Source organism: Shewanella marina JCM 15074, from assembly GCF_000614975.1.
In the GTDB taxonomy this organism is placed as follows: Bacteria; Pseudomonadota; Gammaproteobacteria; order Enterobacterales; family Shewanellaceae; genus Shewanella; species Shewanella marina.
Genome location: NZ_BALM01000033.1, coordinates 1 through 13,232 on the forward strand (window position 1 = coordinate 1; position 13,232 = coordinate 13,232).

General features: G+C 41.8%; 15 protein-coding genes. 7 read left to right on the forward strand and 8 right to left on the reverse strand.

The genetic code is table 11. From position 1 onward, the window contains the following. Positions 1–268 precede the first annotated feature (268 nt). Entirely contained in the window at positions 269–811 is a 543-nt protein-coding gene (locus JCM15074_RS17785; RefSeq protein WP_025822980.1) for a gamma carbonic anhydrase family protein, read from the forward strand. Between the two features lie 22 nt (positions 812–833). Here JCM15074_RS17785 and JCM15074_RS17790 read toward each other — a convergent pair whose 3' ends face one another. Together JCM15074_RS17790 and aroE are read right to left on the reverse strand one after the other, a co-directional pair. Next, positions 834–1,094 (reverse strand): DUF1488 family protein, encoded by a 261-nt coding sequence (locus JCM15074_RS17790; RefSeq protein ID WP_025822982.1) that lies wholly within the window; start codon positions 1,092–1,094, stop codon positions 834–836. Between the two features lies 1 nt (position 1,095). Beyond that, positions 1,096–1,917 (reverse strand): shikimate dehydrogenase, encoded by an 822-nt coding sequence (gene aroE, locus JCM15074_RS17795; RefSeq protein WP_025822984.1) that lies wholly within the window; start codon positions 1,915–1,917, stop codon positions 1,096–1,098. A 97-nt stretch (positions 1,918–2,014) separates the two neighbouring features. On the opposite strand from aroE, the gene JCM15074_RS17800 reads away from it, so the two are divergent. Continuing rightward, positions 2,015–2,440 carry a group II truncated hemoglobin gene (locus JCM15074_RS17800; RefSeq protein ID WP_025822986.1) on the forward strand — a complete coding sequence of 142 codons (426 nt, stop codon included), beginning with the start codon at positions 2,015–2,017 and terminating at the stop codon, positions 2,438–2,440. A 13-nt stretch (positions 2,441–2,453) separates the two neighbouring features. Here the strand turns inward: JCM15074_RS17800 and hemF are convergent, their stop codons facing one another. The 6 genes from hemF to JCM15074_RS22895 form a co-directional block, all read right to left on the reverse strand. Then, positions 2,454–3,374 (reverse strand): oxygen-dependent coproporphyrinogen oxidase, encoded by a 921-nt coding sequence (gene hemF, locus JCM15074_RS17805; protein ID WP_025822988.1) that lies wholly within the window; start codon positions 3,372–3,374, stop codon positions 2,454–2,456. Positions 3,375–3,388: 14 nt separating this feature from the next. Beyond that, a complete protein-coding gene (gene tsaC / locus JCM15074_RS17810; RefSeq protein WP_025822990.1) occupies positions 3,389–3,952 on the reverse strand; it encodes an L-threonylcarbamoyladenylate synthase type 1 TsaC in 564 nt (187 codons plus the stop codon). Between the two features lie 78 nt (positions 3,953–4,030). Then, on the reverse strand, positions 4,031–4,594 hold the full coding sequence (locus JCM15074_RS17815; protein WP_025822992.1) for a DNA topoisomerase family protein: 564 nt from the start codon (positions 4,592–4,594) through the stop codon (positions 4,031–4,033). A gap of 154 nt (positions 4,595–4,748) precedes the next feature. Beyond that, positions 4,749–5,222, reverse strand: a complete 474-nt coding sequence (locus JCM15074_RS17820; protein WP_025822994.1) for a DUF494 family protein — start codon at positions 5,220–5,222, stop codon at positions 4,749–4,751. A 2-nt stretch (positions 5,223–5,224) separates the two neighbouring features. Next, positions 5,225–6,337, reverse strand: a complete 1,113-nt coding sequence (gene dprA / locus JCM15074_RS17825) for a DNA-processing protein DprA (protein ID WP_025822996.1) — start codon at positions 6,335–6,337, stop codon at positions 5,225–5,227. Between the two features lie 23 nt (positions 6,338–6,360). Continuing rightward, positions 6,361–7,395: a LysM peptidoglycan-binding domain-containing protein gene (locus JCM15074_RS22895; protein ID WP_051536955.1), complete on the reverse strand. Its 1,035-nt coding sequence runs from the start codon at positions 7,393–7,395 to the stop codon at positions 6,361–6,363. Between the two features lie 198 nt (positions 7,396–7,593). On the opposite strand from JCM15074_RS22895, the gene def reads away from it, so the two are divergent. The 5 genes from def to JCM15074_RS17855 are packed head-to-tail and all read left to right on the forward strand — an operon-like array spanning position 7,594 to position 13,231. Continuing rightward, complete coding sequence (gene def / locus JCM15074_RS17835) at positions 7,594–8,106, forward strand: peptide deformylase (RefSeq protein WP_025822997.1); 513 nt, start codon at positions 7,594–7,596, stop codon at positions 8,104–8,106. Between the two features lie 8 nt (positions 8,107–8,114). Beyond that, on the forward strand, positions 8,115–9,077 hold the full coding sequence (gene fmt, locus JCM15074_RS17840; protein ID WP_025822998.1) for a methionyl-tRNA formyltransferase: 963 nt from the start codon (positions 8,115–8,117) through the stop codon (positions 9,075–9,077). Beyond that, a complete protein-coding gene (gene rsmB / locus JCM15074_RS17845; protein WP_025822999.1) occupies positions 9,077–10,360 on the forward strand; it encodes a 16S rRNA (cytosine(967)-C(5))-methyltransferase RsmB in 1,284 nt (427 codons plus the stop codon). The genes fmt and rsmB overlap by 1 nt, the downstream gene beginning before the upstream one ends. Positions 10,361–10,370: 10 nt before the next feature. Beyond that, entirely contained in the window at positions 10,371–11,780 is a 1,410-nt protein-coding gene (gene trkA / locus JCM15074_RS17850; protein ID WP_025823000.1) for a Trk system potassium transporter TrkA, read from the forward strand. 8 nt (positions 11,781–11,788) lie between these two features. Then, complete coding sequence (locus JCM15074_RS17855) at positions 11,789–13,231, forward strand: TrkH family potassium uptake protein (RefSeq protein WP_025823002.1); 1,443 nt, start codon at positions 11,789–11,791, stop codon at positions 13,229–13,231. The last annotated feature ends 1 nt before the right edge of the window (position 13,232 follow it).

The following is a 13,232-nucleotide window of genomic DNA, read 5'->3' on the forward strand; positions in this document are numbered from 1 at the left end:
AGTCGCCGTCAACTACTTTTTAAAAGTTTATTTTCAAGTGGTTATTTATCACTCAAATCACTTTAAGATAGTGACCGCTTACACTCTGCAAACTTAAAGCTTAGCGCCGCTTGCCGTGTCAGTGAGGTCGCATTATAGGGAGATATTGATTTTGCGCAAGCGCTTTTTTAACAAATAATGATTCCCCATGATCGTTTGCTGATTTATCATTCGAGTTGCTGTTTTTAAATGCAAAACTGATATTTTTTATCCATATAAGGGCTTTATTATGGCTGTTAACATTCGTCAATATAAACATACTCAACCGCAATTTGATGAATCTGTATATATAGATGACTCTGCAGTACTTGTTGGCGCTATCACTTTAGATACTGATGCCAGTATCTGGCCTCTTGTTGCTGCACGTGGTGATGTTAACTTTATCAAAATAGGTAAACGCACTAATGTGCAGGACGGCAGTGTATTACATGTCACCCGCACCTCTGAGCAACTGCCTCAAGGATTCCCTCTCATTATCGGTGACGATGTCACTGTAGGCCATAAAGCTATGCTACATGGTTGTATGGTCGGAAACAGGGTGTTAGTCGGTATGGGGGCAATTATTCTTGATGGCGTCATTGTCGAAGATGATGTCATTATTGGTGCTGGCAGCTTAGTGCCACCAAACAAACGCTTAGCAAGCGGTTATCTGTATGTGGGTAGTCCTGTAAAACAAGCTCGTCAACTTACTGAATCAGAGCTTGCTTTTTTACCACAATCTGCAGCTAATTATGTTCGCCTTAAAGATGAGTATTTGGCAGAAGCTAAATAACGTTTAATCTAACTATTTCATTTTATAGTTGAATTAGCCCTTGCTCATCGAATGCCTCAGCTTCGATGAGTGCCTCTGCAATATCTTCAATATCAAAACGACTATCATTAAAGACAGCCATAATTTCAGCTTCTGTAATTGGATCTTGTTCTGATATTTGTTTAAGTCGTTCTAGACTAATACAGCAACTAATATTCATCCCCTGCGATTGTGCAGGAAAAATCATTTTTTGTTGTTCACTGTCCCAGTATTGAATATCAGCAAAAATTACATCTTGATTCATGTTAGCTCTCTTTTTGTTGAGGGACTTTCAATAAACTTACTATAGGTTTTATGTTGGGTTGAACCCCTCGCCATAAATTAAAACTTACCGCCGCTTGCCCTACTAACATCCCTATGCCATCTAATGTGCGTGCACCCAGTTTGTTGGCCCACATATTAAAACTGGTATCGCCTTCGCAATACATCATGTCATAACACAATACATTGCTATTTATGATAGCTGAGGGGATCGCTGGTACTTGGCCACTAATACTGGCTGAAGTTGAATTAATGATGACATCATAATGTTGATTTAGATCCGCCATCAATATGCTATCAACCACTCCGAAAGCCTTAAAACGTTCTACTAATATTTGTGCTTTTTCATTCGTACGATTTGTTATCGTCAAGGATGCAATATTTGCTTCTAATAATGGCAGTATGACTCCTCTTGCTGCACCACCAGCACCGATTAATAAGATCGTCTTATTTTTAAGATCAATATACTGCTGTAGGTCGTTAACCAAACCAACACCATCAGTATTATCGCCGCTGATGTTGCCATGATTATCGATAATTAAGGTATTAACCGCACCAGCCATTTGAGCTTGAGGCGAAAGCTGGTGACATAGGGCAACAACTTGTTCTTTGAAAGGCACTGTCACATTAGCCCCTTTCGCACCACTTTTAACAAAATCAGCAATAAAGCTTTCAAAGTTTACGGGCTCAACATCAATAGCCTGATATATCATTTGTTGATGAGTTTGTTTAGCAAACTCAGCATGAATAAAGGGGGATTTACTATGACTAATGGGGTGACCTAATACGGCATATTGATCGGGCATCTTATGGCCTATATAGATTTCGGCGAAGTTTATATTGCCTTAGTTTAAACAGATAATGTATTAATAGCATGAGTAATCTGATTGAGGGAACAAGATGATGCAGATCTTAAAGCGTATATTTAGCAAACCAACAACGACGCAAACAAAACCATCTAATGCTTATACTTATATAGGCGGGCAAACAACGGTTGCCGCTATTGCCCATCATTTCTATAAAAATATGCAATCAGATCCACAATTAGAAAAATTGCTGATGGTACATAAGATGCCATTGGATATTGCTGAACAACGTCTATTTGAATTTCTTTCAGGCTGGTTAGGTGGGCCACCATTATTTGAGCAGCAATATGGTCACCCGATGCTAAGAAAACGGCATCTACATGTTGCGATTGATGAGGAACTGCGAGATCAGTGGCTGTGCTGTATGGATTACGCATTAGCGCAATCGGTAACAGACTCAGAGCATCGGCAAGTTATTCGCGATGCTATCGCAAAGCTTGCCGATCATATGCGTAATCAATAATAACAAAACTGATTTAACTCAACTCTTGCAGCCAATCTCTTGCGATTAAGTAATTGGCTAACTTGGCTTCATGGCTATTGGGTTCAACTTGATAATCATACTGCCAACGAACTAACGGCGGCATCGACATTAATATTGATTCAGTTCGGCCCCCACTTTGTAAGCCAAACAAGGTGCCTCTGTCATAAACGAGATTAAATTCAACGTAACGCCCACGACGGTATAGCTGAAACTGGCGCTGTTGTTCATTATATGGTGTATCTTTACGTCGCTCTACAATAGGAGCATATGCCGGAATAAAGCCTTTTGCGACAGCTTGCATAAAGTCAAAGCACTCAGCAAAACTGGCTTGATTCAAATCATCAAAGAAGAGACCGCCGACACCTCTGGTCTCTGCTCTATGTGGAAGATAAAAGTAATCATCACACCACTTCTTATATTTTGGATATATCTCCTCCCCAAATGGCTGACATAAATCTGCAGCAGTTTGATGCCAATGTTTAATGTCGTCATCAAATGGATAATACGGAGTTAAATCAAAGCCACCACCAAACCACCATACTGGTGCTTCGCCTGGTTTAGTCGCAATAAAAAAGCGAACATTGGCGTGAGTCGTCGGAATAAAAGGATTTTTAGGGTGAATAACCAGTGACACGCCCATCGCTTCATAGCTTCGGCCTTCTAATTCAGGACGATGCGCGGTTGCCGACAGCGGCATACTATCACCAGTAACATGTGAAAAGTTCACGCCAGCTTGTTCAAATACTTCGCCATCAGTCAGTACTCGAGTTAAGCCGCCCCCAGTCTGATTATCACGTTGCCATTCATCACGAATAAAATCCGCTTTGCCATCTAGCTGCGCCAGTTCCCGACAGATATATGCTTGTATATCTAATAAAAATGCTTTTACTTGTTGGGTATCCGGTTGCTGCATAATGGCTCCTTTGTTTATCCGTTACGTATGATTTTGCCTGTTTGAATATCAATAATGGTTGATGGTGCAATTTGCTGCCCAAGCGATCCCATCACGACAGCATTTAATTTATCGGCAAATTGCTGCTGCAAGTCAGCAATATTCATTGCCGGTGCTTCTCCAGCAAGATTGGCACTGGTTGAAACGAGTGGTTTATTACATGCCTGACATAATTCAATCACAATAGGGTGATTTGTTACGCGTACAGCAATAGAGTCAAATTGACCACGCAGCAAACGTGACACATGTGGCTTAACTGGCATGATAAAAGTATAAGGGCCAGGCCAATGACGTTCAGCCATTGCTAATTGCTCAGACGTCAATGCAGCTAAATCCACATAATCTTCTAGCTGAGAAAATTGACCCGCAATCAAAATTAATCCTTTTTGCCATGGGCGCTGTTTCAGTGTTAATAGCTGTGCAAGAGCTTGTTCATTATCTGGATCACAACCAACGCCATAAACCGCCTCAGTAGGATAAGCAATAACGCCGCCCTCTTTTACAACTTCAGCAGCCTGCTCTGGATTTAACTGCAACATAGAATCAATGTTCTCTCAAAATGATGGAATATAGTATGAAGTATATAGTTATCAGTACAATGATTAAAATAGGTAGCCTTAATCGACTTTACATTTGTACTTACAACTTTTTTGTGGGCACTCAAGGCGATTACCTGCCGCAGTTTTACGCTCAACCAACATGGCAAAGCCACAATCAGGGCAAGATTTTGCGACTGGCGGATAGTTAACAATAAACTTGCATTTTGGGTAGCTACTACAACTAAAAAAACTTTTACCAAAACGACTCGTTCGTTGTTCCATATGACCTTTACTACAAATGGGGCAATCGACTTGATTCGCTATCGTTGCTTGCGCTTTCTCGATATGTTGGCATTGAGGATATTGAGTACATCCAATAAACATACCATAACGGCCAGACTTAACCGCTAACTCATGACCACAATCAGGACATGATGAACCAGTGATCACTTGTGCTTCCATCGCCTCATGTTGTACTAAAGGCCTTGAATATTCACAAGTAGGATATTGATTACAACCTAAGAAACTACCGTGTTTACTATGTTTAATCGATAACTCGCCACCACACAAAGGGCATTGTTCATACTCTTTTTCTAACGCGTGAGCTTTTACACCAAAAAGCTGTTGATCGATTTTCGACATTGCTTGTTACCCACATAGAAATCACTCAATAATGAGTTATATTTTAGCCTAAATAGCTTGCTCAATCTCGCTAAATATCTGGTTGATAGCGATTTATAGACTGAGAGGATCAAAAAAGGAGCTTAGGCCCCCTTTTATTACTTATTGCTAAAATTTAAGAATGTAAGCGCCCTTCAGGCTGCTCAAAAATTAAATCTTCCATTTGCTCATAAGCGGATTCATTACCTGGAACATTGAATAACACCATTAGGATAACCCATTTAAGATCATCTAATACTAATGTGCCTTCATCGAGTTCCATCACTCGATCGATCACCATCTCTCGGGTTTCAACAGTTAATACATTAACCTGTTCGAGATACATCAAAAAACCACGACATTGCGTATCTAACTTATCCATTTCTTGACTGGTGTAAATACGAAATGATTGAGCTTGATGTTGCCCTAAATAAGGCCCATCACTCTCTTGTAAACTCGCTAAGCGTTCAAGCCATGATAAGGCTTTTAATATATCCGCCTGATGGAATCCAGCACGGTTAAGCTCTTTGGTAAGCTCATCTTCATCTACCATCAACTCAGCTTCACTGTGCACATAGTTTTCGAATAGATACATGAGGATATCAAACATATTTAGCTCCTCTTTTGTCTAACATAACCACCTGGAACGGCAACAACCCAACCTTGTAATTCTAGCTCAAGCAATTGTTCCATCACTTGTGCTATAGGTTGTTCACTATGCTCGACTATCACATCTATTGGTGTAGTCTCATAGTTAACACTATCTAACACTTGTGCAAATGGCAACTGCTGCGTAATTGTATTGCTTGATTGGTCTATATTGTGACGCAAAGGTAATCCTTCAAGGTGTGCGGCACAAATAGTTGCGATTTGTTCGATTATATCTTGTGCAGACTCAATTAGCATTGCCCCTTGTTTAATTAATTGATGACAACCTTGGCTATTACCACTTAACACATTCCCCGGCACCGCAAAGACTTCCCTATTTTGCTCTAACGCCGTTCTTGCCGTAATCAATGAACCACTTTTTTGTTGTGCTTCCATCACTACGCAACCTAATGACATGCCACTAATAATGCGATTTCGTTTGGGAAAATTCCCCGCAAAGGCTTGAGTATTTGGCCAAAACTCACTAATGACACAACCTTGATTAATAATATCCCAGTAAAGAGATTGATGCCGCTTGGGATAAATGCAATCAATTCCCGTCCCTAATACCGCAACTGTAGTATGTTGATGCTGTAATGCGGTTTTATGTGCTACAGCATCAATACCTAACGCCATACCACTGCATATTTGTAGTCCTGAAAATGCCAGTTGTTGACATATTTGCGCAGTAATTTGTTGGCCTGCATGGCTTGCGTTGCGGCTGCCAACCACCGCAATCGTTGGTTTTAATAAACAAGTTGGATCCCCTTTTACAAACAACACCGAAGGCGGGTCACTAATTTGTTTTAATAAGGTTGGGTAATATTGACTGCTATACGTAATGATTGAATGTGATGGCGATTGCGCTAACCAAGCTAATGATTGTTCAACTCTAAATGGTTGAAATTGTATGGGCTTTCTTGCTTTTAAGCGCTGCCTTAACTGTTCACCATGGTTAACGGCTAAATCAACAGCATCAGCTAAGCTCACTTGCTTTAATAATTGTTGAATTCGACCATCGGTTAACCCTGAAACCGCAGCGAGGGTAAGCCATTGCTGTTCTTCATCCGTTAGCATATGGCCTCCCTGCTCGTTAATCACTATTCAGAGGTTGAAGTGGGAATATACACTTGATCAGCAATCCGGATTGGACGTCTTGATTTTAATATCAAGGCTAAACTGACCTGTTCAAAACTCTTAAATACCATCACTTTACCCTGATAATAATCAGGTGTATTGATGCTACTATCATCAAAGACAGCTGCACTAAACCTGTCGTAAGTGGTTTCATCATTATGCTGCACAGGCATGTCATCACTGTCTAATACCACCCGAGGGTTGCTGCGATACACATCAAAGACATCACCAGCACTGACACCATCTTCGCTACCACGATCAAGATAAACTACATCCAACTTGCCCATCTCACGTACATTTTTACCTAGCGCAATCACTTTGACTTCGGCAACCGTGGTAGCAGGTACTGGCGAAAAATAAGCTGACAGCATCACATCTTCAGTTAAAGGCAGTAATCGGTATCCTGATTTGGTTTCTTGATAATTACTCAATAGAGTAAATTCAGACACACTATCACTTCGCGTCACTTGCCCAGTGCTGACCAATACCAGTTCTCGCCCGAGTTCAGTACCGTCATCGCGCTCTAACTCTCTGGCTGGACGATAAACACCATACTTAGTGCCTAACGGTAATGCCTTATTAATATAAAGCACATCACCAGATATATAATGAATAGATTCACTATCACCTTCCAGCACTAACGGTTGCTCGACTAACCATTCATCATCCACGACTTGTGTATGCTGCAAATAAGGTAAGAAATGTGATAATTCAACCGCAGGCACAGGATGTTGTTTCGCTTGAATGCGTCCTGTTGGTGTTTTTTTAATAAATGTTTTTTTGATATAGGGCTTTTTAACGAGTTGGGGCACGCCATTAACCATAACCAGCGTTAATCGATCACCGGGATAGATTAAATCTGGCGTTGATATTTGTGGATTATCTTGCCACAAAGCGCGCCATTTAGTGGGATCATCAAGAAATATCCCGGCAATATCCCATAAGGTATCACCTTTTTTTACCACATAGGTTTCTGGGTGCGAAGCTTTAAGTTGCACCGAATTAGCCATAAAATGGGGCTAAACACACAAGTAATTACACAAATTATTATCCGTATCATCAGCGGCATCCATGTTTGTTCACGCTAAAATCGAGCTTTTACTGTTATTGCTAGCCAGTAGGGATTAAAATTAATCCAATACTGTGATCAGTATAACTAACTGATTAAAATTTGACAGACTTGTTAGAGCTTATCTATGGCCTTATTAAATGTTTTACGTTTTCCCGATGAAAAACTAAGAACGGTTGCAGCACCAATTACCGACTTTACACCGGCATTACAAACACAGATAGACGATATGTTTGAGACGATGTACGAGTCGAAAGGAATTGGCCTTGCGGCAACTCAAGTGGATTACCACCATCAATTAATCGTGATGGACTTACAAGATGACGTTGAACGTCCTAATGTATTTATTAATCCAGTAATTACAGAAAAATCAGGCGATTTTAGTAATGAAGAGGGCTGTCTATCAGTCCCAGGCATTTATGCTAATGTTGATCGCAGTGAATTTGTTACGGTAACGGCATTAGATCGTGATGGTAATGAATTCAGCCTTGAAGCAGACGGCTTATTTGCTATCTGTATTCAACATGAAATCGATCATTTACAAGGTAAGTTATTTGTTGATTACTTATCGCCATTAAAGCGTCAACGCATTAAACAAAAACTTGAAAAAGAAGCTCGTCAACAAGCTAAACAAGCGTAGGAAATAGTTTGAAACCATTAAATATTATTTTTGCAGGTACACCCGATTTTGCAGCCCGTCATTTACAGGCATTGTTAGCATCTGAGCATAATATCATTGCTGTTTACACTAAGCCTGATAGCCCTGCTGGACGCGGTAAAAAGCTAACCACTAGCCCAGTAAAAGATCTTGCGGTTGAACACAATATTCCGGTATACCAACCTGCATCTCTACGCAATGAAGCGGCGCAGCAAGAGTTAGCAGCCCTAAATGCTGATCTTATGGTCGTTGTGGCTTATGGCTTAATTCTGCCACAAGCAGCATTAGATGCACCTCGTTTAGGTTGTATCAATGTGCATGGTTCAATCTTGCCCCGCTGGCGTGGTGCAGCACCGATCCAGCGCGCACTATGGGCTGGCGATAGCCACACTGGCGTGACCATTATGCAGATGGATATCGGTTTAGACACCGGTGATATGCTGCTAAAAACAGAGCTAAAAATTGAAGATACCGATACGTCTGCAAGCTTATATGAAAAACTTGCCGAGCAAGGCCCAAGCGCACTAGTTGAAGCCGTAGCCGGACTCGCAGCAGGTACCTTAACAGCTGAAAAGCAAGATGAAAGCTTGGCTAACTACGCGGCTAAGTTATCAAAAGAAGAAGCCCGTCTAGATTGGTCAAAAGCCGCAACAACATTAGATCGTGAAGTGCGTGCTTTTAACCCGTGGCCAGTTAGTTATTTTGCTCACCAAGATTGTAATATCAAAGTATGGCAAGCAAGCCCACAAGCAACAACTCATACCGCAGCGACGGGCACCATTATTAATGCCAACAAAGCAGGAATTGAAATTGCAACAGGTGAAGGTAGTTTGCTTATCACTAAGATGCAATTACCGGGCAAAAAGCCTATGGCAGTAGCCGATATTCTTAATTCTCGTGGCGAATGGTTTACTGTTGGCACCGTATTATCAGCTAGCGAAGGTGAATCATGATCAACTTACGCGCACTTGCAGCTAAAGCTATCTATCAAGTATTAGAAAATGGCATGTCACTCTCTGTGGCACTGCCAATTCAACAGCAACATTTAGAAAATAGTAAAGATAAAGCGCTTGTTGCCGAACTTTGTTATGGTGTGATGCGTTATTTACCTCAATTAGACAAATGCATTAGTGATTGCATGAGTAAGCCCTTAAAAGGCAAGCAGCGCATTATTCATCAATTGCTATTAGTGGGTTGTTATCAACTTTACTTTACCCGTATTCCAAGTCATGCCGCTATCTCTGAAACAGCTGAAGCATGCCGCCAACTTCGTTTTGAAGGCTTAGTTAAAGTGGTTAACGGTGTATTACGTAATATTCAACGCCAACAACCGCAACTTGCTGAAGATAACGATACCTTAAAATACAATACTCCCGCTTGGATTGTAAAAGCCTTGCGCAACGCGTATCCAGATCAATGGCAACAAGTGATAGAGCAAAGTCACCAACGTCCACCAATGTGGTTACGTAACAATGTTCAATCACAAACACGCGACCAATATCTTGCACAATTGGCAGAAGTAGAAATTGAAGCAACTGCAGGAACGAGCAGCGAAGCAATTCTACTGAGTTCACCTACCGATGTTAATCGTTTACCGCACTTTAGCGACGGCGCGGTTTCTGTTCAAGATGGTGCAGCGCAATGGGCAGCCAGCTTATTAGCCCCACAAGCGAATGAACTTATTTTAGATGCATGTGCCGCGCCCGGTGGTAAAAGTTGTCATCTACTTGAAACTGAACCATCAATTAAACTTGTTGCAGTCGATTTTGATGAAAAACGCTTACAACGCGTGAGTCAAAACTTAGAACGCTTACACCTCAATGCCGAGGTTGTACACGGCGATGCCGCAAATATTGATGCTTGGTGGCAAGGTGATAAATTTGATCGTATCTTACTTGATGCGCCATGTTCAGCAACTGGGGTTATTCGCCGCCACGCTGATATAAAATGGTTACGTAAAGAGAAAGATATTGCCGAGTTAGCCAAGTTACAACATCAAATTATTGATCATTGCTGGCAATGGCTAAAACCGGGTGGAACCATGTTATATGCAACGTGCTCGATTTTACCTCAAGAAAATAAACAACAAATAGCCGCTTTTCTTGAACGCACCCCTGATGCAACTTTAGTTGCCATTGCAAATCAAACAGATGCAGCAGATATCGGCTGGCAAATTTTACCGGGACAAGACAACATGGACGGGTTCTACTATGCCCGTTTAGTTAAATCTAAATAATAGGCAATTTATGAAGATTATCATCTTAGGGGCAGGACAAGTTGGCGGCACATTAGCTGAAAACTTGGTTGGTGAAAATAATGACATCACCATCGTTGATAGTGACAAAACAAGACTAAACTCCCTACAAGATAAATATGACTTACGTGTAATTGTAGGTCATGGAGCTCACCCTGGTGTACTAAAAGACGCTGGCGCTGAAGATGCTGATATGTTGATTGCCGTAACCAACAGTGATGAGTGCAATATGGCTGCCTGCCAAATTGCCTACTCACTGTTTGGTACTCCAACCAAAATTGCACGTATTCGTTCTGAGCAATATTTATCCATGCGCGATAAATTATTTATTGATAGTGAAACCAAACAGAGCGATAACAAACCACGTGGTGGTTTTATTATTGATGAACTGATTGCACCAGAACAATTAGTCACCGCCTATATTCATCGTTTAGTTGAATACCCGGGCGCACTTCAAGTATTAGAATTTGCTGAAGGTCGTGTCAGTTTAGTTGCTGTACGAGCTTATTATGGTGGCCCATTAGTGGGTAATGCACTTGCAACGCTACGCGAACATATGCCAAATATTGATACCCGTGTAGCGGCAATTTTCCGCCAAGGCAAACCTATTATGCCGCGTGGTACGACAATTATTGAGGCCGATGACGAAGTGTTCTTTGTGGCCGATAGTCGCCATATTCGCGCAGTAATGAGTGAGATGCAAAAGCTCGATAATACCTACCGTAATATCATGATTGCAGGGGGCGGTAACATCGGCTTAGGTCTAGCAAAAAGACTGGAGCGCAATCACTCAGTTAAGTTACTTGAACATAAACCTGAGCGCGCTGAGTTATTATCAGAAAAACTGGAGAATACCACCGTCTTTTGTGGTGATGCTTCAGATCAAGAGCTGCTGATTGAAGAACATATCGATCAGACTGATGTGTTTATTGCAGTCACTAACGATGATGAAGCCAACATTATGTCAGCGTTATTGGCAAAGCGTATGGGAGCCAAAAAAGTCATGGTACTCATCCAGCGCGAAGCCTACGTCGATATTGTGCAAGAAGCGAATATCGATATTGCGATTTCACCGCAACAAGCCACAATCTCTGCTTTACTTACTCATATCCGCCAAGGCGATATTTGTAATGTTTACTCATTAAGACGTGGTGCAGCAGAAGCCATTGAGGCGATTGCCCATGGTGACTCAAGCACATCTAAAGTTGTAGGGAAACAGATTGGGGATATCCGCCTACCACCTGGAACCACCATTGGCGCGATTGTGCGTGATGATGAGGTGTTAATGGCTCATGATAAAACCATTATTGAACAAGGAGATCACATTATCTTATTCCTAGTGAATAAGAAGTTTGTTGGCGATGTTGAAAAACTATTCCAACCGAGTGCTTTCTTCTTTTAGGCTGTTGTATGTTAAATTTTCGAGCTTTGCTGTTTATTTTAGGTGTGTTCCTGTCAATGATGGCAGGATTTATGCTCATCCCGCTCATTTTTGCCCTCGTGCAGAATGAGGAGACCGTCGGCGCGTTTCTAATCTCAGCATTAGTCACCGCATCAGCCGCTGGGATCTGTATGCATGGAGGGCAAAGAAAGCGCATTAATCTCAATATTCGAGATATGTTTTTACTCACCAGTTTAACTTGGGTCATTGTTAGCGCATTTGCTGCGCTACCCTTCACTCTTTATCACGGTATTAATTATACCGATGCATTTTTTGAAACCATGTCAGGCATTACCACCACAGGCTCTACGGTATTATCTGGCTTAGATAAAATGGCGCACAGTATTCTTATCTGGCGCTCATTATTACAATGGCTTGGTGGTATCGGCTTTATTGTAATGGCTGTAGCAGTACTGCCATTTTTGAACGTCGGTGGTATGAAACTGTTCCGCACAGAGTCGTCTGAGTGGAGCGACAAAGCCATGCCGCGAACACAGAACATGGCTAAACAGTTATTTTATATCTATATTCTGCTTTCTATCTTATGTGCAATTGGCTATCACTTCGCAGGAATGAACTGGTTTGATGCAGCCAATCATGCGATGACCACTCTGTCGACTGGCGGCTACTCAACCTCAGATCAATCGATGGCGCACTTTAGCCACTCCGCGCAATGGGTCGGCACGGTATTTATGGCTGCAGGTGGATTACCATTACTCCTATTTGTGCAGTCAATTCAACAGAAATCATTTAAAGTTTGGAATGATACCCAAGTTATCGGCTTTTTGGTGTTTATCAGTTTAGTATCTATCGGCCTAGGGATTTGGCTGTCCGATACCCGCGAGATGCCATTCGTTGATGCTATTCGCCTAACCAGCTTTAACGTCGTTTCGGTGGTGACTACCACAGGCTTTGGTTTAACTGACTACGGAGCTTGGGGTGGCTTGGCAAATATTGCCTTCCTATTTTTGATGGTTGTCGGCAGTTGTTCAGGCTCAACTTCTGGTGGTATCAAAGTATTCCGCTTCCAAATCGCTGGCGCCATTATGCGCGAGCAACTTAAGCAGCAATTCCATCCTCGCGGAGTATTTAGAGAACGCTACAACAACCGCCCGATTAGTGAAGATATTATTCGCTCACTAGTGACCTTTGTGCTGCTCTATATGCTGGTGATTGTAGTGACTTCAATCATTCTAGTATTAACCGGATTAGATCCTGTCACCAGCTTTACCGGTGCAATTACCGCGGTATCAAATGTAGGTCCAGGATTAGGCCCAATTATTGGCCCAGCAGGCAATTTTGCGACCTTACCCGATGTGGCTAAATGGGCATTAGCCGTCGCAATGTTATTGGGACGATTAGAGATCCTAACCGTCGCCGTCTTATTCCATCCCAAGTTTTGGCGTTATTAAG